This is a genomic window from Pseudomonas sp. AC169, from assembly GCF_979258515.1.
Window position 1 is genome coordinate 651653 of the sequence record NZ_OZ409866.1, and the last position, 26482, is coordinate 678134.

Consider the following 26482-nt stretch of genomic DNA (forward strand, 5'->3'; position numbering starts at 1 on the left):
AGCGGCGATTGTCGGTGATGGGGCGGGAGCAGGTCACGCACTAATTGCTGCTAACATGGCCTTCCGTGCGTAGAACCAATTAGAGACCGTGATGAGCCAACCGTGGAGCCCTGACAGCTGGCGCGCCCTGCCGATCCAGCAACAACCCCAATATCCTGACGCTGCGCATCTGCGCCAGGTCGAGCAGACGCTGTCCAGCTATCCGCCGCTGGTGTTTGCCGGTGAAGCGCGCGAACTGCGTCGGCAGTTTGCCGAAGTCACCCAGGGCCGGGCATTCCTGCTGCAGGGCGGCGATTGCGCGGAAAGCTTTGCCGAGTTCTCTGCGGCGAAGATTCGCGACACCTTTAAAGTGTTGCTGCAAATGGCGATCGTCATGACCTTTGCCGCCGGTTGCCCGGTAGTCAAGGTCGGGCGCATGGCCGGTCAGTTCGCCAAACCGCGTTCGGCCAACGACGAGACCATCGATGGTGTAACCCTGCCGGCCTACCGTGGCGACATCGTCAACGGCATCGGCTTCGACGAAAAGAGCCGCGTGCCGGATCCGGAGCGTCTGCTGCAGTCCTACCACCAGTCCACCGCGACGCTGAACCTGCTGCGCGCGTTCGCTCAGGGCGGTTTTGCCGACCTGCACCAAGTACACAAGTGGAACCTCGATTTCATCGCCAATTCGGCGCTGGCCGAGAAGTACAGCCACCTCGCCGACCGCATCGATGAGACTCTGGCGTTCATGCGCGCCTGTGGCATGGACAGTTCGCCGCAACTGCGCGAAACCAGTTTCTTCACCGCCCACGAAGCGTTGCTGCTGAACTACGAAGAAGCCTTCGTGCGTCGCGACAGCCTGACCAACGATTACTACGATTGCTCGGCGCACATGCTGTGGATCGGCGACCGCACCCGTCAGCTCGACGGCGCTCACGTCGAATTCCTCCGTGGCGTGAATAATCCGATCGGCGTGAAAGTCGGCCCAAGCATGGACCCCGACGATCTGATCCGCCTGATCGACGTGCTCAACCCGGACAACGATCCGGGGCGTCTCAACCTGATTGCGCGGATGGGCGCGAACAAGGTCGGTGATCACCTGCCGGCGCTGATTCGCGCGGTGCAGCGTGAGGGCAAGCAAGTGCTGTGGAGCTCCGATCCGATGCACGGCAACACCATCAAGGCCAGCAGCGGCTACAAGACTCGCGACTTTGCGCAGATCCTCGGTGAGGTTAAACAGTTCTTCCAGGTTCACGAAGCCGAAGGCAGCTATGCCGGCGGCATTCACATCGAGATGACCGGGCAGAATGTCACCGAGTGCATTGGTGGCGCGCGGCCGATTACAGAAGATGGCTTGTCGGATCGCTATCACACGCATTGTGATCCGCGGATGAATGCTGATCAGTCGCTGGAACTGGCGTTTTTGATTGCCGAAACCTTGAAGCAGGTTCGCCGCTAGACCGCGTCGCCTCTTTCGCGAGCAGGCTCGCTCCCACACTGGATTTGTGTCGTATACAAAACCCATGTGGGAGCGCGCCTGCTCGCGAAGAGGCCGACTCAGACACTAACAATCTCTGCCAATGCCACCCGCAACCGCACCGCACTCTCGCGCTGACAATTCAACTGCACCCGCGCCAGCCCCAGCCAATCCGCCATGTCCCGTAGATTCACGGCCAACGCTAACACCCCCTCGTCATCCAGCCCTTTTTCCTCCTCGTGCACCGCATGCACTGCCAACTGCCCGGCCGCGCGCTCGGCACGCAAATCCACTCGGGCGGCAATTCGCTCGTTGTGCAAAAACGGCAACACGTAATAGCCGAAAACCCGCTTGTCCTGCGGCGTATAAATCTCCAATCGATAGCGAAAATCGAACAAGCGCTCAGTGCGGCTGCGCTCCCAGATCAACGAATCGAAGGGCGACAACAACGCACTGGCCGCCACCTTGCGCGGGACTTTCGGCTCCGCCAGGCAATAGGCGATTTGCCGCCAACCGGCGACCTCGCACATCTGCAACTGCCCGGCCTCGACCAGCTCCGCGAGACGTGGTCGCGCATCCGCCGGGTTCAGGCGGAAGTAATCACGCAGGTCTTTTTCAGTACCGACGCCCAAGGCCTGCGCCGCGTGCAGCAACAGCCCGCGCTGCGCCTCGGCTTCATCAGGCATCGCTTGTTGCAGAATCGATGAAGGAATCACCCGCTCCGGCAAATCATACAAACGCTCAAAACCACGCCGCCCCGCCACCGTCACCTCGCCAGCCGCGAACAGCCACTCCAGAGCATGCTTTTCCGCGCTCCAGTCCCACCACGGCCCGGCCTTGTCTTCACGGGTTGAAAGGCTGCCGGCGCCCAACGCGCCCTGCTCTTCCACCAAACTCAAGACCCGACGAACCACGTCCTGCTGCTCGCGACCGAATTTGGCCAATTGCTGATAGATATCCTCGCCACGCCTGGCCCGCTGCATACGCCAGTTCAGCAGCGGATACATCGACATCGGCAACAAAGACGCTTCATGCCCCCAGTATTCGAACAACGTGCGACGTCGCCCCGAACTCCAGGCAGCCTGGTCGAGCAAGTCAGAAGAATAGGAACCGAGACGGGAAAACAGCGGCAGGTAGTGCGAGCGCACCACGGCATTGACGGAGTCGATTTGCAGCAGACCGAGCCGTTCGATCAGCCGGTTGACGTTAGCGGCTTTGACGGTCGGCGGCTGGCGCCCGTTGAAGCCTTGGGCAGCCAGCGCCAGTCGTCGCGCCTGTTTGAGGGAAAAGGATACTGTTGCGGGCATGAGCATCTCCTTGTCTGCTCGCAACCTACCTCACCGGAAGTTGGTTTGTGTAGCGTTCTGCTCATCATTTGTGCATCGGGTCATCCCAGAACGGCCGCACGGCTTCGTGTTCAACGTCGGCACGACTGACGCCGATGTCTTTCAACGCTTCGTCGCTCAGACTGGCCAGCAACTCGCGCTCACGGTGCAGTTCGTACCAGCGGCTAAACTTGTGCAACAGGTCGGAAACGATATGGCCGCTGTATTTTTCTTCGCTTGCATACTCTCTTTGACCTTTCATCGTGTTGCCCTCCATGTGGATGGCTCAAGTCTCGCGCCAGCGCTAAGATCAATCCAACGAATGTTTCTGATGGCATGCATCACGGAGATTCATCAATTGTCCGCCTACCCCAGTATCGATACCGATGTCCTGCGCACCTTCGTGGCGATTGCCGATCAGGGCGGTTTTACCCGCGCCGGCGAAATGGTCAACCGCACGCAATCAGCGGTGAGCATGCAGATGAAGCGTCTGGAAGAAGATGTGTTGCAACGCCAGTTGTTCGAGCGTGATGGACGTCAGGTGCGCCTCACAGCTGAGGGCCAAGTGCTGCTCGGTTACGCCCGACGCATCCTCAAGCTGCACAGCGAAGTGTTCAACACTTTGCGCGAGCCGCACATGGTCGGCACCGTGCGCATCGGCACACCGGATGATTACGTGATGCGTTTTCTACCGGGGATTCTGTCGCGGTTCGCGCAGTTCTATCCGCTGATCCAGATCGAAGTGCACTGCGAATCGACCAAGCAACTGTTGCAACGAACCGACCTGGATCTGTCGATCGTTACCCGCGAGCCGGGCAACGAGATCGGCCAGTTGCTGCGCAAGGAGCGTTTCGTCTGGGCCGAGGCGCAGAACTTCAGTGCCCACGAGCAAACGCCGCTGCCGCTGGCGATGTTCAACAGTGATTGTTTCTGCCGCTTGTGGGCGTGTAATGCGCTGGATGCGATGGGCCGCGAATACCGCATCGCTTACAACAGCACCAGTCTCTCGGCGCTAATGGCGGTGGTGAGCGCGGGTCTGGCGATCACCGCGCAACTGGAAAGCCTGATCACCCCGGACATGCGCATTCTTGGCGCCGCCGAAGATCTGCCGCTGTTGCCCGAGGCCAGCATCATGCTGATCCGCAACTTGAACAATCCGTCGCCGATCACCGAGTGCCTGGCCGAGCACATTGTCGAAGGCTTTAAACTTTAAACGCGAGCATCACCGCACACAGCACCAGAAAACCGCAGAACAACCCGCGCAGGAGTTTCTCCGGCATGGCGTGGGCGACTTTCACCCCCCAGCTGATGCTGGCCAAACCGCCGATGGCCAGCGGCAGACCGATCATCCAGTCCACTTCGTGATGTACCGCGTAGGTCACCAGGGTCACGCCGGTGCTTGGCAAGGCCAACGCCAGCGACAAGCCCTGAGCGACGACTTGCGTGGTGCCGAACAGGCTGGTCAGCACCGGCGTTGCAACCACCGCCCCGCCGACCCCGAACAAACCGCCCATGGTCCCGGACGCCGCCCCGAGCACGCCGAGCCATGGCCAGGAATAACGCATTTGCGAAGTCGCAGCGGGTGGCTTGCCGAACATCTTCAGCAGGTTGTACGCCGAGAGCACCACGAGGAACGCGACAAAGCCGATGCGCATGGCTTGCGCATCGATACCCACCGCCCAGATCGAACCGATCCAGGCAAAACAGAAGCCCATCACCGCCAAGGGCAGCGCATGCCGCAGTTCGATGCGATTGCGCTGGTGATAACGCCATAGCGCCAGCATTACGTTCGGTACGACCATGACCAGCGCAGTGCCTTGGGCAATCTGTTGATCCAGACCAAACCACACGCCAAGTAACGGAATGGCGATCAAGCCGCCCCCGATCCCGAATATGCCACCGAGTGTGCCAAGGGCGGCGCCGAACAGCAGGTACAACACAAACTCCATCACAGCTGAATTCCTCTTACGTCAGGCGACTCATCCTACGCAGTCGCGGCTGGCGGGGAAACGCACAGCAACGCACAATGGTTGTGCCGATTTCGCACAAGCGTGAAGCTGACCATGAATCCCAATCAATTGACCGCTCAACTCGGACTGTTTCTCGATGTGCTGGAAAGTGGCAGTTTTTCTGCTGCTTCCCGCCGCCATCCACTGACCCCCTCGGCCGTCGCCCGACGGATCGACAACCTCGAAAACGCAATCGGCAGTCAGTTGTTTGTCCGCAGTACGCATGCCGTGCGCGCGACACCGGCGGGCCTGGCCTTTGCCGAGCGGGCGCGGCGAATTGTTGCCGAGTTGCAACTGGCCCGTGCGGAGGCGGTGTCCTTGAGCAGTGCGCCGGAAGGTTTGATCCGCATCGATGCCCCAGCAGCTTTCGGGCGGCGACATCTGGCACCGGTAATAGCTGACTTTCTCGTTTTGTACCCTGGACTCGATGTGCAGCTGCACCTGATCGACAGCTTCGTCGATATGAGCGGCGCGAATCTGGGCAAAGTCGATCTGGTGCTGCGCGCCGGGCAAATGGCTGACACCCGACTGGTGGCCACACCATTGGCAAGCATGGTGCGCATTGCCTGCGCCAGTCCCGACTATCTCAAACGCCGAGGCGTGCCTGTCAATCCAGCCCAACTGAACGAGCACGATGGTCTGGATTGGGACGGTCTCGCTCCGCCCTTCGCCTGGCGGTTCGAACAGGACGGCCAGATGCACTTGCACCGCCCGGCACGGATCCGCATGAGCGCCAACAATGCCGAAGCGCTGGTGTGTGGGGCCCTTGCCGGACTGGGCATCGCGCATCTGCCGACATGGCTGGCCAGCGAATACCTGCTGCGCGGTGAACTGCTGCCGTTGTTCTGCGAAAACGGCCTGCCGGCCCCGGAATCCACCGGCATCTACGCACTGCGCATGGAACAGCAGACCAACTCGCGCAGCCGCTTGTTGCTTGAATACCTCAAGACTCGTTTCAGCCCAGTGCCGCCATGGGATCTGGCGTTGCAACGGGATCTGGGACGCCATTAGTTCCCCAGAATTATCTGGCGCATTAAAGATTCGAGCGCTAGATTCATGACCATCACCGAACAAGGCTTTGACATGACTTCCGAACGCGACAACTGCGACGACCTGCTGCTGGATAACCAGGCGTGCTTCGCCCTGCATTCCACTTCGCTGATGATGACCAAGGTCTACAAGCCGCTGCTGCAAGCCTTGAACCTGACCTATCCGCAATATCTGGCGATGATGGTGTTATGGGAGAAGGATGGTTTGACCGTAGGAGAAATCAGCGCTCGACTGCTGACCGATCCCGGCTCATTGACTCCACTGCTCAAACGGCTGGAGGCTGAAGGCCTACTGAGTCGCACGCGCAGCCGTGAAGATGAGCGCGTGGTGATTGTCGAGCTGACCGAGCAAGGCCGTGCGTTGAAAGAAAAAGCCCAGACGGTCCCGCAATGCATCCTCGGCGCCAGCGGCTTTTCTCTGGAACGCCTGCAAAAGCTGCAAGCAGAGTTGCAGGCGCTGCGTAGCCATCTACAAGAAAGCCTGATCTAACCCCGACACTGTCCCTTGTGGGAGCGAGCCTGCTCGCGAATGCAGTCTGTCAGCCAATTTGTTTGGTGAATGAGAGACTCCATTCGCGAGCAGGCTCGCTCCCACATTGATTTCATCGACAGCAAAATATTTTTCAACAACTGACATGCTGCACAAACCGCTCTAAATCAAGCCTTATAGGCCATCTCCCATCCCCACCTCTCCGTCAAAGCACAGATTTCTTTAAAATTTATCTTGCGCACTAAATATTCACGCGATACATTTATCTCGCACTTACTTAGCGCGCAAACAATTAGCGCACACAAACACACTTAATGAGGCTCACACCATGCAAACTCTCTACACCGCAATCGCAACCTCCACTGGCGGCCGTGACGGTCGCGCGATCTCCAGCGACAACATCCTCGACGTCAAACTGGCCACCCCGAAAGAACTTGGCGGTGCCGGCGGCGCGGCGACCAACCCTGAGCAACTGTTCGCTGCCGGCTACTCGGCCTGCTTCATCGGCGCACTGAAATTCGTCGCCAGTCAGACCAAACGCAAAATCCCTGACGACGCCTCGATCACCGCCCACGTCGGTATCGGCCAGATTCCTGGCGGCTTCGGTCTGGACATCGACCTGCACATCAGCCTGCCCGGTCTGGAACAGGCCGACGCGCAGTCACTGGTCGATGCGGCCCACCAGGTCTGCCCGTACTCCAACGCTACCCGTGGCAACGTCGATGTACGTCTGCACGTGACCGTCTAACGGCTGACGTCCCAGGCCCGAACAGGAAATGAACATGAACACTTTCAGCAAAGTCTTGACCGGTACCCTTCTCGCCCTGTCCATCCACAGCGCATTTGCCGGTGATGTCGAAAACAACACTCAGGCATTTCTCGATGTGCTGAATGCCGGCACCGGCAAACCGATGGAACAGCTGACACCCAAAGATGCCCGCGCCGTGCTGGTTGGCGCGCAGTCCGGGGTCAAGTTGACGCTGCCCAAAGCGGACGTCAGCGAGAAAACCATCCAGGTCGATGATCAACCGTTGAGCCTGACCATCGTCCGGCCGGCCGGGGTCAAAGGCGAGCTGCCGGTGTTCATGTTCTTCCACGGCGGTGGCTGGGTGCTAGGCGACTTCCCGACTCACGAACGACTGGTGCGCGATCTGGTGGTCGGTTCGGGCGCGGCGGCGGTGTTCGTCAATTACACGCCTTCGCCGGAAGCGCATTATCCGGTGGCGATCAACCAGGCCTACGCGGCGACGAAGTGGGTCGCAGAGCACGGCAAAGAGATCAATGTCGATGGCAAGCGTCTGGCCGTTGCGGGCAATAGCGTCGGCGGCAACATGGCGGCTGTGGTTGCACTGATGGCCAAAGACAAAGGCACTCCGGCGATCAAATTCCAAGTGTTGTTGTGGCCGGTGACCGATGCCAATTTCGATACCGGTTCCTACAACCAGTACGCCGAGGGACACTTCCTTACTCGCAACATGATGAAGTGGTTCTGGGACAACTACACCACCGACGCCAAGCAGCGAAACGAGATCTACGCCTCCCCGCTGCGCGCCACCACCGCACAACTGAAGGGCCTGCCGCCAGCACTGGTACAGACCGCTGGTGCCGATGTGTTGCGTGATGAGGGTGAAGCCTACGCGCGCAAACTCGACGAGGCCGGCGTGCCGGTGACGTCAGTGCGTTACAACGGCATGATTCACGATTACGGTTTGCTTAACGTGGTGAGCCAAGTGCCGGCGGTGCGTTCGGCGATGTTGCAGGCTTCGCAGGAGTTGAAGGAACATCTGAAATAAACGCAGCCCCATTGTGGGAGCGAGCTTGCTCGCGAAGGCGTCCTGTCAGACAACATGCCATTGAATGACACACCGCGTTCGCGAGCAAGCTCGCTCCCACAGGGTTCAGAGTGTTTCTAACAGGCACAAAAAAGCCCGACTCAATGGTCGGGCTTTTTCTTTCCGCAAAAACCAGTGCTTATTTGGCACGGCCTTTGTAGGAACCGCCTTCGCGGGTGTCGATTTCGATCTTGTCACCGATTTCGATGAAGTCAGCAACTTGCAGCTCAGTACCGTTGGCCAGCTTGGCTGGCTTCATGACTTTGCCGGAAGTGTCGCCACGAGCCGAACCTTCGGTGTAGTCAACTACGCGCACGATGGTGGTCGGCAGCTCTACGGAAACCAGACGCTCTTCGAAGAAGATCGCTTCGCAAACATCGGTCATGCCTTCTTCAACGAAAGGCAGAACGGCTTCGATGTCTTCAGCGTTCAGCTCGTACATGGTGTAGTCGGTGGTGTCCATGAACGTGTAGGTGTCGCCGCTGATGAAGGACAGGGTCGCTTCTTTGCGGTCGAGGATTACGTCGTCCAGTTTGTCGTCAGCGCTGTAAACGATCTCGGTCTTGTAACCGGTCAGCAGGTTTTTCAGCTTGGTCTTCATGATCGCGCTGTTACGGCCCGACTTGGTGAATTCAGCTTTCTGAACCAGCCAAGGATCGTTCTCGAGACGGATCACGGTACCGGGTTTCAGTTCTTTACCAGTTTTCATTGCGAATATCCGAATTTGGATGGGATTTACAAAAATCTAGGCCGCGTATCATATCCAATTTAGGTAAAACTGTACCAGCGCTGCGGCAAGATCGGCCTGCAAGCCTTGTTCCAGACACCACGCCTCGGCGTTTTCCTGCAGTTCTGACCAATGATTACGGGCTGCGAGCCAGTGTTCGCCGATGGGTTGACCGGCGCTCCAGGCTCGCCAGAGACCGTTCATCGCCTCGGCAGCGGCCGGTGACAGGCCTTTTGTGTAGAGCGCGAGAAAGGCGTCGAGCTTATCCAGATGGATGTCTTCGTCCTGCTGATAGATATGCCAGAGCATCGGCCGCCCCGCCCATTGCGCGCGGACGAATGAATCCTCACCGCGCACCGCGTTGAAATCGCAGCACCAGAGCAAATGGTCGTATTGATCCTGCCGGACGAACGGCAACACTTGCACAGTCAGTGACTGACGCACATTAATCTCGCCCACGGTCAGGGTCTCCACCCCCAGCCAGCGTGCCATATCGCCCAGAATCCGCCCTTCAGGCACCAACAGGTGTGTCGGCGTCGCGTCGCCAGCCAGTACATCGAGCCAACTGGCCAGCCCGGCATTCTCGTAGGCAAACAGCGAAATCAGCTGTGCATCCGCTGCGTGATCGACCCCGAGACCTTGCAGGAATTGTCGCTGAGCCTCGGCATCCTGTTGAAACTGCCGACGCTGCTCGAGCAAGCCGCGCTCACGCAACAGCCCGCCAGTGCCCGGCTGGAACCCCGGAAAGAAAAAGAACTTCTGCACCGATTTGTATTTGACCGACGGCAAGCCGTGACAGCCAATGACCCAGTCTTCGGCGCTGAGATAGTCGAGGTTCATCCACAATGGCGGCTGCTCTCGCGTGGCCATCGCGTCCATGTAATCACTGGGCAACTGACAGGCGAACGCGGCAATCACCACATCAGCGGCGTCAGTGTGTAACCACTCGCCCGGCCAGTGCCGCACCTCGACGCCCTGCTGCCATTGCTGTGCGGCGTTGATATCGATTTCGGGACACATCCGTTCGAATGCGCGCAGATCATCGACCCAAAGTCGCACCGCCAGACCATGCTCGGCCGCCAGTTGCCGGGCCAGACGCCAAGTCACGCCGATGTCGCCATAGTTGTCGACCACGGTGCAGAAAATATCCCAGCGGGGTTTCAATTCCGGCATTCAAGACTCCCGTTGGCAAAAGCGTCGATTGTCCGCATAAATCACCTCGCGCAGAAGAGCCGACGGCGATTAATCTTCGTGCGACAATCGCCACTTGCCCGCAATCACCCGCCAGGAGGCAGCCATGCCCTATCGTCCCAACCCGCGTCGCCCGTTGCCTGTTCAGCTTAGCGCGTTGCATTTGACCGGCAGCATTGCCTTGGGCATGTGGCTGGGCTTTGTCGCCATCGCGCTGACTTGCTGGCTGCTGTCGCATTTGCTGTTCAAAGAACAATTGGCGCCGGTTGCCCAGGCGGTGCAGCAATTGGCTAATCCGCCGGCAGTGCAGGTGCAGCCGGAAATTCCGCCGCAAAGTCCATTGTTCGAACAATACGAAGAAAACCTGCGCAAGAACGAGCAGCAGGTGCGCCTGGATCAGGCCCGCAGCAGCATTCGCAATCAGTCAAATCCGAAGTGCCAGTTCTGGCTGCAGCAGGATCAGACCGCCCCGAGCGAGAAAAGCCGCGCCAACGTTTTGCAATTCTGCGATTGATCATGAACAAGCACACGGTTCACCAACTGATTCTCGACAAACTGCGCATCGACCTTGATATCGCCGAACGTGCCGCGCAAACCGCCTACGAAACCGCGACTCACGAAGAGAACATCGCCGAAAACAAGTACGACACGTTGGGACTGGAGGCGTCGTATCTGGCGGCGGGTCAGGCGAAGCGGGTCGAGGAAATTCGCCAGTCACTGGCGCTGTGCCAGAACCTGACGTTGCGTGCCTACGACGAAAATCGCGGCATCGAAATCGGCGCCCTGCTCGGTCTGGAAGACGAAAAGGGTCGCGAGCAATGGCTGTTTCTGGCGCCGGATGCCGCCGGCCTGAAAGTCGATGTGGTCGGCCAGCCGATTACCGTCATCACCCCGCGCTCGCCACTGGGCAAAGGTCTGCTGGGCAAGTGCGAAGGTGATGAGGTGGAGATTCTGGTGGCGGGCACCCGGCAACAGTTTGCTGTTACCGAGGTGCTCTGATTCGACGGATCAGTGAACCGGCAGTTCGACGCCGTCGAACAGTTCTTCCAGTTCCTGCTTGTTGTGGCACTGAATGGCTTTGGCCATGACTTCGCGGGTCAGGTGCGGGGCGAACTTCTCGATGAAGTCGCACATGAAACCACGCAGGAAAGTCCCGCGACGGAAACCGATCTTGGTCACGCTGGACTCGAACAGTTCGCTGGCATCCAGCACCACCAGATCGTTGTCGAGCTTGGTGTCGACCGCCATTTTAGCGACGATGCCCACGCCCAGCCCCAGACGCACATAGGTTTTGATCACGTCGGCGTCGGCGGCGGTGAACACCACTTTCGGCGTCAGGCCGCGATGGCTGAAGGCTTCGTCGAGTTTCGAACGGCCGGTGAAACCGAATACGTAAGTCACAATCGGGTATTCGGCCAGCGCTTCCAGGGTCAGCTTCGGCAGCTTGGTCAGCGGGTGGCCCTGTGGCACGACCACGCAACGGTTCCAGCGATAGCACGGCATCATCACCAGATCGCCGAACAGCTCCAGCGCTTCGGTGGCGATGGCGAAATCGACGGTGCCGTCAGCGGCCATCTCGGCGATCTGCATCGGCGAACCCTGATGCATGTGCAGCGCAACGTCCGGGTATTGCTTGATGAAATTGCTGATCACCGGTGGCAGCGCATAACGTGCCTGAGTGTGAGTGGTGGCGATCGACAGGGTGCCCTTCTTCTCATTGGAGAATTCCTGGGCGATCTGCTTGATGCTTTCGACCTTGCGCAGGATCTCACCGGCAGTGGTGATGATGCGCTCGCCGGCCGGGGTGACGCGGGTCAGGTGCTTGCCGCTGCGGGCAAACACTTCGACGCCGAGTTCGTCTTCCAGCAGGCGGATTTGTTTACTGATGCCCGGTTGTGAGGTGTAAAGGCTTTGGGCTGTAGCGGAAACGTTGAGGTCGTGGTGCGCCACTTCCCAGATGTAGCGCAATTGTTGAAGCTTCATATGAATCCCTCAAAGCAGGTAGACGCCACGGGCATCAGCGACGGTATATAACTATATTAATGGTTTGAATAATAAATCTAGAACTTTTTTATCAAAACGCCATTATTCGTGCTTCAGCGATCCCCGCGCCTCCGCCGCTCCACCAGCGGCACCATGTAAACCGGCACTTTGGCCAATTGCAGGAGCCGCGCCGCCGTGCGCCCCAACGGCGTTTCCGCGCCTACCCCGTGACTGTGGCTTCCTACGATCAGCAAATCGACAGAGAGTTTCTGCACCTGGTCGAGAATCACCTGCGACGGATCGCCCTGCAGCACGCGCACTGCGCGAATGCGCTGCAGATCCTGCTCGCCTTCATCCCCGAGTTCTTCGCGAAAGCTTTCCAGCACCCGCTGCTCGATATTGGCAATGACAGTTTTCAGACCCTGGCTGTGAAATTCGTTCAATGCCTGCTCGTCGAGGTAACTCTGCAGCACCGATTCGGCAAACAGCCCCATCGGCTCCACCGCGTGCACCACGTACAAATCGGCATTGAACGTTCGCGCCAACGCCAAGGCATGCTGCATCACTAACGGCGCGTACAGACCGAGGTCAGTGGCATACAGCATCGAACGAATCATATGACCTCCTCGCGTGCCAACATGGCGGAGATTTGATTCAGCTTAGCAGTGCCTTGGCGAGTACGACGTGCGACGCAACGTCTTGAAGCACGTAGGCTTTAGACCGACGGTTCGTTGCTGATGCCGTGCGGTACGTGGCCGGTGGCAACGACTTCGCGGGCGAGTTCGCAGTGGCCGGCCTGATCGTCGAAAAACACGTCGGCGGCGAATGCTTCGAGAAATGCCGATTTGGTCAGGCCACCGAGGAAGAGTGATTCGTCGAGGCGAATGTCCCACTCGCGCAAGGTACGGATCACCCGTTCATGGGCCGGCGCCGAACGCGCGGTGACCAGCGCCGTGCGGATCGGGCAGTCATCATCGGGAAATTCGCGCTGCAACAGATTGAGCGCCGCCAGAAAGCCTTTGAATGGACCGCCGCGCAACGGCTCGCGGGCCGACTCGCGCTCCTTGGCCTGAAACGCTTCCAGCCCGCCGGACTGATAGACGCGCTCCGACTCGTCGGAAAAGATCACCGCGTCGCCATCGAAGGCGATGCGCAATTCATCACTGGCCGCGCGGCTGGCGCCACCGGACAGAATCGTCGCCGCAGCAAATCCGGCATCCAGCGCCGCGCGCACGTCTTCGGCATGGGTCGACAGAAACAGATCGCAACCAAACGCTTTCAGATAAGGATACGGACTGCGCCCGCCGACAAACGCCGCGCGGGAAATCGCCAGACCATAATGATGAATCGAGTTGAACACACGCAGGCCGGTGTCGGCGCTGTTGCGCGAGACCAGAATCACCTCGACCCGCGCACGGCCGAGGCGACTGTTGAGTGCCAGGAGTTTTTCCACCAGCGGAAAGGCATCGCCGGGCGCCAGAATCTCGTCTTCGTGCTCGATCTGATACTGCCGATAGGCTTCAACGCCGCTCGACAGATAGACCTTGTGGCTCTCGCTCAGGTCGAACAAAGCGCGCGACGAAATCGCCAGCACCAGTTTGTCATCGATGTTCTTGGCCATGCCTTCCCCCCAGAGCGACCGGCTTAAACGTTGCGCCGGTCGATAAAACGTAAATTGCGATACAACGCTTCGATGCGCGGCAGCTCACAGCCCGCCGCGTTCGCCGACGCCAATGGCCGAGCGTAGATCGCTTCCAGCTCCAGCGGTCGTTTATGTAAAAAATCGTGGTACATGCTCGGCCAGTAGTCAGGCATTTTCTCGGTCATCATGAACAGGTAATCGGCGTATCCCGGCGGCACGTCGTGGCCGCAGGCTTTGGCACCTTGCACCACTTCGGCCATCAATGCCTTGATCAGCAGGCGACTGTCGGCATCCGCCATTAGCGCCGTGGTGCCGGCGCCGAGCAGCACCGAGAGACCGTTGTAGGCAATGTTCCACACCAGTTTCTGCCAGCGCGCCTGTTGCAGATTGGGCATCGCCTGGGAATCGATTCCGGCAGTTCGGAACAACCCAGAACCCTCCTCGACAATCGCCATACGCGCGCCATCATCCATGGCCGGGCCGCTGTGATAGCCAACGTTGACCGCGCCGAGTGCCTGATGGGTCACCAAACCCGGGCCTTCGCGGTGTACACAGATCAGGCACAAGCCGCCCAGCAGATGCAGGGAATCGGGTAGCAGTTCACGCAGGCTGTCTTCGACGTCGAGGCCGTTTTGCAGCACCAGCACTTTCGCATCCGGCTTGGCCGCTTGAATGATTGAAGGCGCGAGACCGGCGTTGCTGGTGGTTTTCGCTCCCACCAACAGCCAGTCGCATTTCGGCATGTCTTCGGCAGCGGAATAGGCCTGCGCCGGATTCAGCGTCAGCGGGCCATGTACCGCACTGTTTACCTGCAAACCGCGCTCGGCCACTGCCGCAAACTCGCTGCGCAACAGAAAGTGCACATCGAATCCGGCACGCGCCAGCATCACACCGTAAAAACCACCAATCGCTCCGGTGCCGATAATCCCCACCTTCGGTTTATCGAAGCCTGGTGTGTTCACTGCCCCCATCATGGCAACTCCTCCGCAATTCGACCCAGTGCCTGCACCAATGCCTCGTTGAGTGCATCGGCGGTCAGGCGCGTGTGCAATGCCCCAAAGAACTCGCCGTCGCGCACCACAAACAGCGCCGACAAATGAAAGACCTGATAGCGCTCGACCAACCCGCCGTTGTCGCCGGCATCGATCCAGCACAATTGATCAATTGCCAGATCGAGTCCCGGCAACACCTCGCGGGCATAACGACAACTGGCGCAACCGACGCTGGTGAAAATCACCAGCGAAACGCCGCTCATCGCCAGCAGCCGTTGGTCGGCGTCGAAATCGGTCAGTTCGGATTCGACCACTATACTGGGGGAAACAATGTCAAATGGCCGACACAGGGAGTCTGTGCTCATGGGACGTTTCATTCCTCATCCGGACGAGGTGCCGGTTGAATTAACCTTGCTCAAGCCTGAATGTATTTCCAGGCAACAGCTGCACACTATCAGCCTCGGCGGCATCGCTTGCAATTATCACCGTGCCTGGCGCCATGGCACCGCCCTGCAAGTACGCCTGCCGACACTCAATGCCGACATCTGTTATCCGGGCTATGTCGCGTGGTGTCTGCGCCGTAAAAAAGGCTATCTGGTGGGCATCGCGTTTACTGATGAACAAACGCTGTTCAGCGCGCGAATGGGTGAGCAAGTGTGTCAGATCGAGCGCTACTGCCGCATGCACGACACCCACGATGACCTGCAAGAAATTCAGGCGGTGGCCCTGCAATGGGTCGAGCAACACGCCGACGAGTTCTCCCACGACAGCGTGCGCAAGGCTTTTGCGCAGCCAGCGCTGGACTAAAGCACCTTTTGCCCATTGTCGAGCAGGCGCTTTACGCGCTAAGGTTCCGCTCCCCGACGCGCTTAAATCTGCTGTGCTCCGCCGCGCGGGGATCGCTGGCGGCCGGCACCCGTGACCTGACGAGTAAACGATGGCTGATTTACCGATCAACGACCTAAACGTCGCCTCTAACGAGACCCTGATCACTCCCGATCAGCTCAAGCGTGATATCCCTCTGAGCGATGCTGCCCTGCGCACTGTCACCAAGGGCCGCGAAGTCATTCGCAACATTCTTGATGGCACCGACCACCGTCTGTTCGTAGTGATCGGCCCGTGCTCGATCCACGATATCAAGGCTGCCCACGAATACGCCGATCGCCTCAAGGTGCTGGCTGCGGAAGTTTCCGACACCCTGTATCTGGTCATGCGCGTGTATTTCGAGAAGCCACGCACCACTGTCGGCTGGAAAGGCCTGATCAACGACCCGTATCTGGATGACTCGTTCAAGATTCAGGACGGTCTGCACATCGGTCGTCAGTTGCTGCTGGATCTGGCCGAAAAAGGCCTGCCAACCGCCACAGAAGCCCTCGACCCGATCTCCCCGCAGTATCTGCAGGACCTGATCAGTTGGTCGGCCATCGGCGCCCGTACCACCGAATCGCAGACTCACCGGGAAATGGCTTCCGGCCTGTCCTCCGCTGTCGGCTTCAAGAATGGCACTGACGGCGGTCTGACTGTGGCGATCAACGCCTTGCAGTCGGTGTCCAGCCCGCACCGTTTCCTCGGTATCAACCAGGAAGGTGGCGTGTCGATCGTCACTACCAAAGGCAACGCCTACGGTCATGTGGTGCTGCGCGGCGGTAATGGCAAGCCGAACTACGATTCGGTCAGCGTTGCCCTGTGTGAGCAGGCGCTGGACAAAGCGAAGATCAAGCCGAACATCATGGTCGATTGCAGCCACGCCAACTCCAACAAGGATCCGGCCCTGCAGCCGCTGGTGATGGAGAACGTCGCCAACCAGATCCTCGAAGGCAACCAGTCGATCATCGGCCTGATGGTCGAAAGTCATCTGAACTGGGGCTGCCAGGCGATTCCGAAAGACCTCGCCGACCTGCAATACGGCGTGTCGATCACCGATGCCTGCATCGACTGGTCTGCTACCGAGAACACCCTGCGCAGCATGCACGCCAAGCTCAAGGATGTTCTGCCGAAACGCCAGCGCAGCTGACAGGCGTTTTTCAGGCATAAAAAAACGCCGGGCATTGCCCGGCGTTTTTGTGTATGCGATTCAGATTTTCGCGGCGCGGCGCTGATGACGCTCCATATAGCGCTCGACGTAAGAGCAGGACGGGATCACCGTGTAGCCCATTTCTTCGGCGTACTGCAGCGCGCTTTCGGTCAGCGCTGCGGCAATGCCACGGCCGCGCAGAGCGTTGGGCACGAAGGTGCGATAGATATCCAGGGTCTGTTTCCCCAGATCCATATAAGTCAGGTAGGCACGATGACCGTCCACATTGGTCTCGAACTGATGACCAGCCTGGTCATGGTGGATGGACAACGCCTCGCTCATCACTACTCCTCGCGGGTCTTGAATTCTGACCCCTACCTTACCGATGTTTTTCCGGCGAAGGAACATCTACGCCACCCCGTGCCTGATGGACACCGAGAAGAGCCACACCGATCTCGCGCAACCTGGCACCTGATAAATAGTAGGCACCATTGGCAAAAATGCTCAAGGTACGCTCGTCATCAAGCGGGTTGACGGGGGTTGCTCCGATGGACGCAGGGTGGGCCTGGAAGAAGATCTTCCCGGGCTGCTCACCTGAACATTGCCGGATGTTGAGACTTAAGACGTGCAGCCTTTTTTAAAGTCACCTCAACATGCACAAAGATAAGCGAAGCAGCACGCAGAATCGGAACAAAAGTGTGGACGAATTCATCTAGAAAGACTTTAGCCAAGACTGCAAAAACAGTCCGGGACAACGGGAACTTTTTCTCATTAACTCGCTCAGCTCGGGGCTTGCAGCTGGATATTTTTTAAACACCGCAGTTAAAAGTTGCTCGAAAAAGAATCAACGCCTACAATTTTTTTTGCTTCTTGCCTTACGTCAGTTTACTTACTACAAGTAATGGGTAGTATGTACGCCGGCTATTTCCTCAATCGTGAGGAGACAGCCACTTAATTTGAAAGTCCTTGAAGGGGAACACGATGAACAACGTTCTGAAATTCTCTGCTCTGGCTCTGGCCGCAGTTCTGGCTACCGGTTGCAGCAGCGCATCGAAAGAAACCGAAGCACGTCTGACCGCTACTGAAGACGCAGCTGCTCGCTCCCAGGCTCGTGCAGACGAAGCTTACCGTAAAGCTGATGAAGCTCTGGCTGCTGCTCAAAAAGCACAACAGACTGCTGACGAAGCTAACGAGCGTGCTCTGCGCATGCTGGACAAAGCTAGCCGCAAGTAATAATCCCTCGGGATTGTTATCAAGCCGACCCGATTTTTCGGGTCGGCTTTTTTGTGCCCGAGGCTTTTACCCGGGCAATAAAAAACCCGCCGACGCTGTACGCATCGGCGGGCTTTTAACCTCGACTTACTGCTGCAAGTCGATCGGGGTGTTGGCGACGATCGGCGCGGACGTACTCGGCGTGCCGATTTCCGTTGGCAGGCCATCTTCGGCCGCGACCACATCCCGCACCACATCCCAGTTCACGCGCAGATTGCTGGTCACGTCTTCACGCTTGAGCATCGCGTTGATCACCGCAGTGTGCTTGTCGACTACCGACGGATTGCCCTTGTCGTCAATCGGCGTGTGCGCTTCCAGATACACCTTGCCGCCACTGCTGCCGAACTTGTAGGCATCATTGAGGATACGCACCGACGTCCCGACTGGGACCATGCCGGCCATTTCCAGCACGTTGTTGTTAAACATGCGGAAGCAGCCGTGGCTGGTGCGCATGCCGATACCGAATTTCTTGTTCGAACCGTGGATCAGGTAGCCCGGCGTGCCCAGGGTGAACTTGAACGGACCCAGCGGATTGTCCGGGCCGGCCGGCACTACGTTAGGCAGCGGGTCGCCATCAGCGGCGTGTTCAGCCTTGATCGACGCGGGAGGGGTCCAGGTCGGGTTTGGTGTTTTGGCGATGATTGAGGTGTGTGCGATCGGCGAACCCCAACCTTCACGACCGATACCCAGCGGGAACGTGTACACCACGTTGCGGCCTTTCGGGAAATAGTAGAGGCGGTATTCGGCAAGGTTGATGACGATGCCTTCACGCGGGCCCGGCGGCAGAATGAAACGGGTCGGCAAGACGATTTCGGTGCCGGCGCCCGGCAACCAGGCATCGACGCCCGGGTTGGCCGCGACCATTTCCGAGTAGCCCAGATCGTACTTCGTGCCCAGATCGGCGAAGGTGTCTTCGTACTTGGCTTTGATCACCTGCACCTGACCGATGATGTCTTCACCGGGTGGTGGCAGGGGAAACTCCAATGCAGCAACGGGACCGGCCACACACAGGGCGGCAAGTGACAGGCAGCGGGTGACGGCAGGAAAGCGCGGCAACATCCGGAAAATCCTTCGCATGATCAACAAGGGTATAAGAACGCGATTGTACACCGCACTTTGAATATTCGGGGAAATCACCCCAATGCAGGCGACAAGGTGCTTAAGGGTGGGAGTGAGCTTGCTCGCGAAAGCGGTGGGTCAGTCGCCAAAAATGTTAACTGACATGGCCTCTTCGCGAGCAAGCTCAGCTCCCACAGAATCAGAGCTCGAAACGCAGCTCCGGCCAGATCGGCGAGGTGCCGCGCTTCTGAGATTCCAGAATCGCCCGGCACAGCGAGCACAGACGCTGATCCTGAAACACCCGGCGATCCACGCTCGACCAGCGCGGTTGCGCCGGCAGCAGACTGCCGCACAGAGTGCGATCGGCCGAGCCACCGAGTTCGAGTTGCCGCGTCACCAGATGCACCCGCACTTCCTGGCAGGCGAACAGATCCAGCTGCTCGTCAGGCTCGATCAGTTGGTAGGCAAACAGGGACCAGGCAGAACGCGACATCGGGGGCTCCAAATAAGGGGGCGCCACATTAGCCGAAAGCCTGCCCTTAGAAAAGCCTCATAACAGCGGTTTTAGCGTCGGCCAGACATTTTCCAGCAACTTGCCCTGAGCCCCGGCCGCCGGGTGCAGACCATCGGCCTGCATCAGGTCCGGATGACCGCCGACGCCGTCGAGGAAAAACGGTACCAGCGGGATCTTTTTATCCTCGGCGAGTTTGCCGTAGACCTCAGCGAAAGCATCGGTGTAACGCTTGCCATAGTTGGGCGGCAGTTGCATGCCGAGCAGCAGCACCTTGGCCCCACTCTGCCGGGAGCTGTCGATCATCGAGGCAAGATTTTGTTGCAATTGAGTTGGCGGCATTCCGCGCAAGCCGTCGTTGCCGCCCAGTTCGAGTATCACCAGCTCGGGTTTATGCTCTGCAAGCAGCGCCGGCAGCCGCGCCTGGCCTCCGGCACTGGTGTCGCCGCTAATGGAGGCATTGACCACTTTGTCGTCGAAACCCTCCTGTTTGAGCCGTTGTTCAAGCAACGACACCCACCCCAAGCGGGTATCCAGTCCGAAACCGGCGCTGATACTATCGCCAACGATCAGGACAGTACCCGCCGCTGCGTTCTGGGCCATGCACATCAAGGCCAGGCCAGCACTCAAAAACCATACACGCATCGGATTCTCCATGGGCGCAAGCATTCTCACCGCGAAGAACCTCAGCAAAGTGGTTCCCAGCGCGGAAGGTGAACTGACTATCCTGCACGAACTCAGCCTGGAACTGAACAAGGGCGACAGCCTGGCCATCGTCGGCGCGTCCGGTTCCGGTAAGTCCACCCTCCTCGGCCTGCTCGCCGGTCTCGACCTGCCGAGCAGCGGCGAAGTCATTCTCGCCGGCCAGGGCCTGAGCAATCTTGATGAAGACCAGCGCGCACGCATTCGTGCCGAGCATGTCGGTTTCGTCTTCCAGTCTTTTCAATTGCTCGACAGCCTCAATGCGCTGGAAAACGTCATGCTGCCGCTGGAACTCGATGGCCGCAAAGATGCGCGTGAACGGGCGACGGAATTGCTCCAGCGCGTCGGCCTTGGCCAGCGTCTGACGCACTCGCCACGCCAACTCTCTGGTGGCGAACAACAACGCGTGGCAATCGCCCGTGCCTTCGCTGCCGAGCCTGACGTGCTGTTTGCCGACGAGCCCACCGGCAACCTCGACAGCCACACCGGCGAGCGCATCAGCGATTTGCTCTTCGAATTGAACAAGGAACGCGGCACCACCCTGGTGCTGGTGACCCACGACGAACGCCTGGCCCATCGCTGCCGGCGCCTGATCCGTCTTGAAGCCGGGCTGTTGGTCGCCCCTCTGGAGCCTTGATGGCACGTTTGCCGCTGTTGCGTCTGTTCAGTCTCGCGCTACGCCAACTCATGCGCGATGCCCGCGCCGGGGAGTTGCGGGTGTTGTTCTTCGCGTTGGTCGTGGCGGTGGCGGCGAGCACCGCCATCGGCTATTTCGGCGCCCGCCTGAACGGCGCCATGATGCTGCGCGCGACCGAATTTCTCGGTGCCGATCTGGTGCTGGAAGGCAGTTCGCCGGCTCGCGAGGAGCAGATCCGAAGCGGTACCGAGCTGCGCCTGAATCATGCGCAAGTGGTGGAGTTTTCCAGTGTCATCGCCACCGACAACGGCATTCAGCTGTCGAGCATCAAAGCCGTCGACCGTGCCTATCCGCTACGCGGTGAACTAAAGAGTGCGCCCGCCCCGTTTGCCACCGAAGAATCCGGCGGCGAACCGCAACCCGGAGAAGCCTGGGTCGAGGCACGTCTGCTGACCGCGCTGGATCTGAAGATCGGCGACAGTATCGATGTCGGCATGAAGACGTTCAAGCTGACCCGCGTGCTGACTTACGAACCGGATCGCGCCGGCAACTTCTACAGCCTCACGCCACGGGTCATGATCAACCTTGACGACCTCGCCGCCACCGGTGTTGTGCAACCCGGCAGCCGCGTGAGTTACCGCGAACTCTGGCGCGGTGAACCGCAGGCATTGGAAACCTATCGGCAACTGATCAAACCCGGACTCGCCGCCAATCAGCGGATTCAGGACGCCCGCGACGGCAACCGGCAGATTGGCGGTGCACTGGGCAAGGCCGAGCGCTATCTGAACATGGCCAGCCTGGTCGCGGTCTTGCTGGCCGGGGTGGCAGTGGCATTGTCCGCCAACCGTTTTGCCAGCCGCCGTTTCGATGCCAGTGCGTTGCTGCGCTGCCTCGGTCTATCGCGCCGGGAAACCATGGTGCTGTTCAGTTTGCAGCTGACCGTACTCGGGCTGCTCGCCGCACTCAGTGGCGCGCTGCTCGGCTGGCTCGCGCAGTTGGGTTTGTTCGCGCTGCTACATGACTTGCTACCCACCGACGTCCCGCCGGGCGGTCTGTTTCCAGCCATCGCCGGGATCGGCACCGGGCTGGTGGCATTGGCCGGTTTTGCCCTGCCGCCACTGGCCGCATTGGGCCGCGTGCCGCCGCTGCGCGTACTGCGCCGGGACATGCTGCCGATCCCGTCGAGTACCTGGATGGTTTACGGCGCAGCCTTGGGTGCGCTCGGCCTGATCATGTGGCGCTTGAGCCTCGATCTTCTGCTGACATTCGCGCTGCTCGGCGGTGGCGTGGTCGCCGCGCTGGTGTTGGGTGGTCTGCTGTTGTTGCTGCTGCAAAGCCTGCGGCGGATGCTCGCCCGCGCTTCGTTGCCGTGGCGGCTGGGCCTGGGCCAGTTGCTGCGCCATCCGTTGGCGGCGGCCGGTCAGTCGCTGGCATTCGGTCTGATTCTGCTGTCGATGGCCTTGATCGCTCTGCTGCGTGGCGAACTGCTCGACACTTGGCAAAACCAGCTACCGAAAAATGCGCCGAACTACTTCGCCCTGAATATTCTGCCGGCAGACAAGCAGGCTTTTACCGATCACCTGGTCAAGGTCTCTGCGCAAGCGGCGCCACTGTATCCGGTGGTGCCGGGGCGCCTGATCAGCATCAATGGCGAAGCGGTGCAGCAAATTGTCAGCAAGGATTCGGCCGGCGACCGTGCCGTACAGCGGGACTTGAGCCTGACCTGGGCAGCGGACTTGCCTGCGGGCAACAAGCTCACCGCCGGCGAATGGTGGAAAGATCAGCCCAGCGAGGATGTTCCGGGTGTCTCGGTGGAAGGCAAAGTCGCCGAAAGCCTCAAGCTCAAACTCGGCGATCACATGGTCTTCAGCGTCGGCGGGGTCAATCGTGAAGCAAAGGTCACCAGCCTGCGCGAAATCAACTGGGACAACTTCCAGCCGAACTTCTTCATGATCTTCCAGCCTGGCACCTTGAAAGATCTGCCGGCGACTTATCTGACCAGCTTCTATCTGGCGCCCGGTCATGATCAGCAGATCGTCGAACTGTCGCGCACCTTCCCGGCGGTGACCATTCTTCAGGTCGAAGCGCTGCTGGAGCAACTGCGCAGCATCCTCGCCCAAGTCACCATGGCCGTGGAATATGTGTTGTTGTTTGTATTGGCGGCGGGGATGGCGGTGCTGTTTTCCGGCTTGCAGGCGACGCTGGATGAACGCATTCGCCAAGGTGCGCTTTTGCGTGCGCTGGGTGCGGAGCGGCAGTTGCTGATCAAGGCGCGGCGTATCGAGTTCGGCTTGCTCGGTGCAGTCAGCGGCTTGCTCGCGGCGATCGGCTCGGAAGTGGTGAGTCTGGTGTTGTATCGCTACGCGTTCGATCTGCCGTGGCACCCGCATCCGTGGTTGTTGGTGCTGCCATTGATTGGCGCGGCGCTGATTGGAGGCGCCGGCGTGTTCGGCACACGCCGGGCGCTCAACGCAAGTCCACTGACAGTGTTGCGCGAGGGTTGATAGACTCAAGCCGTCTTAATCACAAGAAGTTGCCATGAGCCGTTATCGCCCTCCACGCCCCGCCGGCACCGCGCTGATCACCCCTGAGGGTGAAGCGCGGATGCGCGCCGAATTCCATGAGTTGTGGCATGTGCGTCGCCCGCAAGTGACGCAATCGGTCAGCGAGGCGGCGGCTCAGGGTGATCGCTCGGAAAACGCCGAGTACACCTACGGCAAGAAAATGCTGCGCGAGATCGACAGCCGCGTGCGTTTTCTCACCAAACGCCTGGAAGCGTTGAAAGTCGTCAGTGAAAAACCCAGCGACCCGAACAAGGTCTACTTCGGCGCGTGGGTGACCATCGAAGACGAAGACGGCAAGCAATCGCGCTACCGCATCGTCGGCCCGGATGAACTGGATCTGAAACTGGGCATGATCAGCATCGACTCGCCCTTGGCCCGCGCCTTGATCGGCAAGGCGCTGGATGCTGAAGTCAGGGTGCAGACACCGACCGGTGAGCAGTTCGTTTACATCGTCGCTATCGACTATCCGTAAAACGTATCAGCGACGTGTGATCAAGCCCTGCCGCGCCACGCGGGTCAGTTGCTTGATCATCTCCGGCGCATCTTCCGCACTGGGTGCCTGAATCACTGCCAGATCAAAACTGTCACTGGCAAAACGCGCCAGCGACTCACCGTCTTCGACAAACTGGATCAGGAACGCAGCAGGACCGCCGCTGCGACGTGGCCAGCCATCGAGATAACGCAACAGCGTCGGCTGATGTTTGCCGCCAAGGAGAATCTTCGGGTTGCGCTGGGTGATATGTGCCGTGATCGGCGCGGGACGTGCTGGAGGGCGTAGTGCATTCATCGTGTCGTGTCTCTGCCTCAAAAGTCTGCATGGCAGGTGAGAGGCAACACCGAACCAGCGCTTTAGCGGTATTTCGAAGCCCTGTTCCGGCTTCTGACAGCAACTGTTGAAGTCACCTGGCGCCCCGCAAGTAGCTGTTTAAATCGGCGCATGGGCAACATCCTAGAGAACGTGACCGATCAGTGTCAAGAATCAGCCGCAACAAAAAAGGCCCGCACAATGCGGGCCTTTTCCTTGAGCTAGAGCGCTTAACCGGCGATGGCGCGGTCCACCGAGAGCTTGCCAGCACCTTCGATCAGGACGGCGAGGCTGCCACCGAGCAGGGCCAGAGCGAACTCGTAACCGTTGTTGGCCATAAACAGACCGTTGCTGATGTGTACGGTGAAGATGGCCACCAGCGACAGGAAGGTCAGGCCTAACGCCGCCGGGCGCACCAGCAGGCCGATGATCAAGGCCAGGCCAGCGAAGAACTCAGTACCGCCGGCCAATGTGGCCATCAGGTAACCCGGGTGCAGACCGATGCTGTCCATGTACTGCGCGGTGCCCGCCAGACCGTAACCACCGAACAGACCGAAAAGTTTTTGCGAACCGTGCGCAGCGAAGATCACGCCGACAGCGATGCGCAGGATGGTCAGACCGTAGCCAGCGCGGGTGAACAGTACTTTGTTGATCAGAGAGCTCATGGGGCATTCCTTGTTTTTGCGAGAAGTTGTGTGTGTTGGTTGGTCGCTATATTAATCAGTAAATTTCATGTTAAAAGCGCAAATATTCCGCCATAACAATCAGTTTATTAGATTATTTCCGTGAGACGACTTTTTGCGCCCCGGGCTCCAACGACTCCCGCTCCCGGTCAAACGCCAAGTAATACTTGTTCACGCTATTAACATAGCTGACCGGCCCCATTCCTACCTGCTCCATGGCGATGCGCTCGACCTGGAAGAACCACTGGTTCGGGTTCAACCCTCGGCGCCGGGCCTCAGCGCGCATGCCCTGCACGCGCTCGGGGCCGATGTTGTAAGCCGCCAGGGTGAACGCCATGCGTTCGCGCTCATTGAGCTTGGGGCTGTTGAAGAACTTGCGGCGGATCATCGCCAGATATTTGGCCCCGGCCTGCACATTCGCATCGAGATTCTGAATGTTGTTCACGCCGACTCGCTGAGCGGCGGAAGGCGTGATCTGCATCAGCCCGGTCGGACCACTGCCGCTGCGGGCATTGGGTTGCAGGCGTGATTCCTTGAAAGCCAGTGCGGCCAGATTCAGCCAGTCCATGTTCTGCGCGGCGGCGTGCTTTTGCAGAGTCGGGCGCAGTTTTTCCAGACGCTGGCGATCGGCCTTGGCTAACGGATTGTGGACTTGATACAGGCGCCGATAGATGCGCAAAAACGCTGCATCCTCGTTCGAGGGTTTCTTGTAACCACCGAGGAAGCGATCAATGCTCGCGCGCAACATCGAAGCATCGCGGCGTACGAACCAATACTCCTCGCCCGGCTCGCTGATTATCAATTGCCGGTCAAAACGCAGTTTCGGCAAAATCTTGCCCCAGCGCTCGGCGATGGGTTGCTCGACGATAGTCAGATGGAAAATCCCGCCCTGAACCATCTCCAGCACATCTTCGACCGCTAGCGTCGGATCGACCCATTCGATCTTGATCGGCGCCAGTTTGTGCAACGCCAATTTCTGATTGAGTTGACTGACCGCCTCCCCCGCCGCACTGCCGGTAGGCAACGCCAGGGTTTTGCCAGAAAGCTGCTCGACTTTGCTGTAGCGCCGCTCGCCCTTGATCCCCACCAACACCAATGGCACGTTGCTGGCAATCGGTTCGCTGCTGGCCACCGCGTAGCCCGGTTGCAGCTCAAGCAATTCGCCCGGTGCGACCAGATCACCCTCGCCACGCTGCAAAGCGCCGAGTAGTTGATCCTTGGCTTTGGGAATGATCTTGAGGGTGATTTCCTGACCGTCGCGGGCGTGGCCATTGAGGTATTGCTCAAAGGCGCGCAGACGATGGTATTCGACGCCGATGGCCTGGCCCTGCACTTCGCCGGAGCTGTTGCGGCTCTGGTTGACCAGCACGCGCAACACACGGCTGCTGCGAATCTCGGACAGGTCGCGCACCTTGGCCGCCGGCACGGCTTGAAGCGGCCCGGGCAGGCGCGCGACCGCCGTCATCGGCAGCAGCAACGATCCACACAACAACAGCAAAACCGAGGGACGAACCATCCACTCTCCGGAAAGAATACGGG

The 26482-nt window shown here is 59.3% G+C and carries 31 protein-coding genes; 14 read left to right on the top strand and 17 right to left on the bottom strand.

From position 1 onward, the window contains the following. Positions 1 to 91 precede the first annotated feature (91 nt). Positions 92 to 1438: a class II 3-deoxy-7-phosphoheptulonate synthase gene (locus ACZZ0G_RS02845; RefSeq protein ID WP_463555239.1), complete on the top strand. Its 1347-nt coding sequence runs from the start codon at positions 92 to 94 to the stop codon at positions 1436 to 1438. Between the two features lie 98 nt (positions 1439 to 1536). Here the strand turns inward: ACZZ0G_RS02845 and ACZZ0G_RS02850 are convergent, their stop codons facing one another. Both ACZZ0G_RS02850 and ACZZ0G_RS02855 read right to left on the bottom strand, forming a co-directional pair. Then, a complete protein-coding gene (locus ACZZ0G_RS02850) occupies positions 1537 to 2763 on the bottom strand; it encodes a winged helix-turn-helix domain-containing protein (RefSeq protein ID WP_463555240.1) in 1227 nt (408 codons plus the stop codon). Between the two features lie 64 nt (positions 2764 to 2827). Beyond that, entirely contained in the window at positions 2828 to 3043 is a 216-nt protein-coding gene (locus ACZZ0G_RS02855) for a DUF1127 domain-containing protein (RefSeq protein WP_122592284.1), read from the bottom strand. A gap of 96 nt (positions 3044 to 3139) precedes the next feature. Between ACZZ0G_RS02855 and ACZZ0G_RS02860 the strand changes: the two genes are divergently transcribed. Then, entirely contained in the window at positions 3140 to 3994 is an 855-nt protein-coding gene (locus ACZZ0G_RS02860; RefSeq protein WP_007908606.1) for a LysR substrate-binding domain-containing protein, read from the top strand. On the opposite strand, the gene ACZZ0G_RS02865 is transcribed toward ACZZ0G_RS02860, so the two are convergent. Further along, positions 3984 to 4730: a sulfite exporter TauE/SafE family protein gene (locus ACZZ0G_RS02865; protein WP_463555241.1), complete on the bottom strand. Its 747-nt coding sequence runs from the start codon at positions 4728 to 4730 to the stop codon at positions 3984 to 3986. The genes ACZZ0G_RS02860 and ACZZ0G_RS02865 overlap by 11 nt on opposite strands. Positions 4731 to 4844: 114 nt before the next feature. Between ACZZ0G_RS02865 and ACZZ0G_RS02870 the strand changes: the two genes are divergently transcribed. The 4 genes from ACZZ0G_RS02870 (at position 4845) to ACZZ0G_RS02885 (ending at position 8122) form a co-directional block, all read left to right on the top strand. Further along, entirely contained in the window at positions 4845 to 5801 is a 957-nt protein-coding gene (locus tag ACZZ0G_RS02870) for a LysR family transcriptional regulator (RefSeq protein ID WP_463555242.1), read from the top strand. Between the two features lie 45 nt (positions 5802 to 5846). Then, entirely contained in the window at positions 5847 to 6329 is a 483-nt protein-coding gene (locus tag ACZZ0G_RS02875; protein ID WP_463555243.1) for a MarR family winged helix-turn-helix transcriptional regulator, read from the top strand. A 328-nt stretch (positions 6330 to 6657) separates the two neighbouring features. Further along, positions 6658 to 7077: an organic hydroperoxide resistance protein gene (locus tag ACZZ0G_RS02880; protein ID WP_034155242.1), complete on the top strand. Its 420-nt coding sequence runs from the start codon at positions 6658 to 6660 to the stop codon at positions 7075 to 7077. Positions 7078 to 7111: 34 nt separating this feature from the next. Then, positions 7112 to 8122, top strand: coding sequence for an alpha/beta hydrolase (locus tag ACZZ0G_RS02885; RefSeq protein ID WP_463555244.1), 1011 nt, complete (start codon positions 7112 to 7114; stop codon positions 8120 to 8122). 178 nt (positions 8123 to 8300) lie between these two features. Here the strand turns inward: ACZZ0G_RS02885 and ACZZ0G_RS02890 are convergent, their stop codons facing one another. Next, the gene (locus ACZZ0G_RS02890) at positions 8301 to 8870 is read right to left on the bottom strand and encodes an elongation factor P (RefSeq protein WP_007908599.1); all 570 of its coding nucleotides are present in this window, start codon (positions 8868 to 8870) and stop codon (positions 8301 to 8303) included. Between the two features lie 48 nt (positions 8871 to 8918). Continuing rightward, the gene (gene earP, locus ACZZ0G_RS02895) at positions 8919 to 10061 is read right to left on the bottom strand and encodes an elongation factor P maturation arginine rhamnosyltransferase EarP (protein WP_463555245.1); all 1143 of its coding nucleotides are present in this window, start codon (positions 10059 to 10061) and stop codon (positions 8919 to 8921) included. Positions 10062 to 10185: 124 nt separating this feature from the next. Here earP and ACZZ0G_RS02900 point away from each other — a divergent pair, with 124 nt between their 5' ends. Together ACZZ0G_RS02900 and ACZZ0G_RS02905 are read left to right on the top strand one after the other, a co-directional pair. Next, positions 10186 to 10593, top strand: a complete 408-nt coding sequence (locus ACZZ0G_RS02900; protein ID WP_463395340.1) for a hypothetical protein — start codon at positions 10186 to 10188, stop codon at positions 10591 to 10593. 2 nt (positions 10594 to 10595) lie between these two features. Beyond that, on the top strand, positions 10596 to 11078 hold the full coding sequence (locus tag ACZZ0G_RS02905) for a GreA/GreB family elongation factor (RefSeq protein ID WP_463395339.1): 483 nt from the start codon (positions 10596 to 10598) through the stop codon (positions 11076 to 11078). 9 nt (positions 11079 to 11087) lie between these two features. Here the strand turns inward: ACZZ0G_RS02905 and cysB are convergent, their stop codons facing one another. The 5 genes from cysB to ACZZ0G_RS02930 form a co-directional block, all read right to left on the bottom strand. Then, positions 11088 to 12062, bottom strand: coding sequence for an HTH-type transcriptional regulator CysB (gene cysB / locus ACZZ0G_RS02910; protein ID WP_003183769.1), 975 nt, complete (start codon positions 12060 to 12062; stop codon positions 11088 to 11090). A gap of 113 nt (positions 12063 to 12175) precedes the next feature. Further along, positions 12176 to 12679, bottom strand: coding sequence for a universal stress protein (locus ACZZ0G_RS02915; RefSeq protein ID WP_435037577.1), 504 nt, complete (start codon positions 12677 to 12679; stop codon positions 12176 to 12178). A gap of 98 nt (positions 12680 to 12777) precedes the next feature. Then, complete coding sequence (locus ACZZ0G_RS02920; RefSeq protein ID WP_102900381.1) at positions 12778 to 13683, bottom strand: 5'-nucleotidase; 906 nt, start codon at positions 13681 to 13683, stop codon at positions 12778 to 12780. Positions 13684 to 13706: 23 nt separating this feature from the next. Continuing rightward, positions 13707 to 14678 carry a putative 2-dehydropantoate 2-reductase gene (locus ACZZ0G_RS02925; RefSeq protein WP_463555246.1) on the bottom strand — a complete coding sequence of 324 codons (972 nt, stop codon included), beginning with the start codon at positions 14676 to 14678 and terminating at the stop codon, positions 13707 to 13709. Further along, positions 14675 to 15061, bottom strand: a complete 387-nt coding sequence (locus ACZZ0G_RS02930; RefSeq protein WP_463555247.1) for a YbbN family protein — start codon at positions 15059 to 15061, stop codon at positions 14675 to 14677. Before ACZZ0G_RS02930 ends, ACZZ0G_RS02925 begins: the two co-directional genes overlap by 4 nt. On the opposite strand from ACZZ0G_RS02930, the gene ACZZ0G_RS02935 reads away from it, so the two are divergent. Both ACZZ0G_RS02935 and ACZZ0G_RS02940 read left to right on the top strand, forming a co-directional pair. Next, on the top strand, positions 15060 to 15503 hold the full coding sequence (locus tag ACZZ0G_RS02935; RefSeq protein ID WP_463555248.1) for a PilZ domain-containing protein: 444 nt from the start codon (positions 15060 to 15062) through the stop codon (positions 15501 to 15503). The two genes, ACZZ0G_RS02930 and ACZZ0G_RS02935, sit on opposite strands and share 2 nt — an antisense overlap. A gap of 130 nt (positions 15504 to 15633) precedes the next feature. Continuing rightward, positions 15634 to 16710, top strand: coding sequence for a 3-deoxy-7-phosphoheptulonate synthase (locus tag ACZZ0G_RS02940; protein ID WP_016985505.1), 1077 nt, complete (start codon positions 15634 to 15636; stop codon positions 16708 to 16710). Positions 16711 to 16770: 60 nt separating this feature from the next. On the opposite strand, the gene ACZZ0G_RS02945 is transcribed toward ACZZ0G_RS02940, so the two are convergent. Then, positions 16771 to 17052, bottom strand: a complete 282-nt coding sequence (locus ACZZ0G_RS02945; RefSeq protein WP_003226804.1) for a GNAT family N-acetyltransferase — start codon at positions 17050 to 17052, stop codon at positions 16771 to 16773. 639 nt (positions 17053 to 17691) lie between these two features. Between ACZZ0G_RS02945 and oprI the strand changes: the two genes are divergently transcribed. Continuing rightward, positions 17692 to 17943, top strand: a complete 252-nt coding sequence (oprI, locus tag ACZZ0G_RS02950) for an outer membrane lipoprotei OprI (protein ID WP_003199355.1) — start codon at positions 17692 to 17694, stop codon at positions 17941 to 17943. Between the two features lie 126 nt (positions 17944 to 18069). Here the strand turns inward: oprI and ACZZ0G_RS02955 are convergent, their stop codons facing one another. The 3 genes from ACZZ0G_RS02955 to ACZZ0G_RS02965 form a co-directional block, all read right to left on the bottom strand. Continuing rightward, the gene (locus ACZZ0G_RS02955; protein ID WP_463555249.1) at positions 18070 to 19041 is read right to left on the bottom strand and encodes a L,D-transpeptidase family protein; all 972 of its coding nucleotides are present in this window, start codon (positions 19039 to 19041) and stop codon (positions 18070 to 18072) included. 199 nt (positions 19042 to 19240) lie between these two features. Beyond that, complete coding sequence (locus ACZZ0G_RS02960; RefSeq protein WP_007908575.1) at positions 19241 to 19534, bottom strand: hypothetical protein; 294 nt, start codon at positions 19532 to 19534, stop codon at positions 19241 to 19243. Between the two features lie 57 nt (positions 19535 to 19591). After that, a complete protein-coding gene (locus ACZZ0G_RS02965; RefSeq protein WP_463555250.1) occupies positions 19592 to 20197 on the bottom strand; it encodes an arylesterase in 606 nt (201 codons plus the stop codon). A 10-nt stretch (positions 20198 to 20207) separates the two neighbouring features. Here ACZZ0G_RS02965 and ACZZ0G_RS02970 point away from each other — a divergent pair, with 10 nt between their 5' ends. Genes ACZZ0G_RS02970 through greB form a run of 3 tightly spaced genes read left to right on the top strand, consistent with a single transcriptional unit; the run spans position 20208 to position 23927 of the window. After that, positions 20208 to 20891: an ABC transporter ATP-binding protein gene (locus ACZZ0G_RS02970; protein WP_007908572.1), complete on the top strand. Its 684-nt coding sequence runs from the start codon at positions 20208 to 20210 to the stop codon at positions 20889 to 20891. Beyond that, complete coding sequence (locus tag ACZZ0G_RS02975) at positions 20891 to 23395, top strand: ABC transporter permease (RefSeq protein ID WP_463555251.1); 2505 nt, start codon at positions 20891 to 20893, stop codon at positions 23393 to 23395. The genes ACZZ0G_RS02970 and ACZZ0G_RS02975 overlap by 1 nt, the downstream gene beginning before the upstream one ends. Before the next feature lie 34 nt (positions 23396 to 23429). Further along, complete coding sequence (gene greB / locus ACZZ0G_RS02980) at positions 23430 to 23927, top strand: transcription elongation factor GreB (RefSeq protein WP_463555252.1); 498 nt, start codon at positions 23430 to 23432, stop codon at positions 23925 to 23927. Positions 23928 to 23933: 6 nt separating this feature from the next. Here the strand turns inward: greB and ACZZ0G_RS02985 are convergent, their stop codons facing one another. From ACZZ0G_RS02985 to ACZZ0G_RS02995, 3 genes are all read right to left on the bottom strand, one after another. After that, complete coding sequence (locus ACZZ0G_RS02985; RefSeq protein ID WP_003226820.1) at positions 23934 to 24242, bottom strand: hypothetical protein; 309 nt, start codon at positions 24240 to 24242, stop codon at positions 23934 to 23936. 248 nt (positions 24243 to 24490) lie between these two features. After that, positions 24491 to 24925: a DoxX family protein gene (locus tag ACZZ0G_RS02990; RefSeq protein WP_007908568.1), complete on the bottom strand. Its 435-nt coding sequence runs from the start codon at positions 24923 to 24925 to the stop codon at positions 24491 to 24493. A 112-nt stretch (positions 24926 to 25037) separates the two neighbouring features. After that, the gene (locus tag ACZZ0G_RS02995) at positions 25038 to 26459 is read right to left on the bottom strand and encodes an MltF family protein (RefSeq protein ID WP_463555253.1); all 1422 of its coding nucleotides are present in this window, start codon (positions 26457 to 26459) and stop codon (positions 25038 to 25040) included. Between the last annotated feature and the right edge of the window lie 23 nt (positions 26460 to 26482).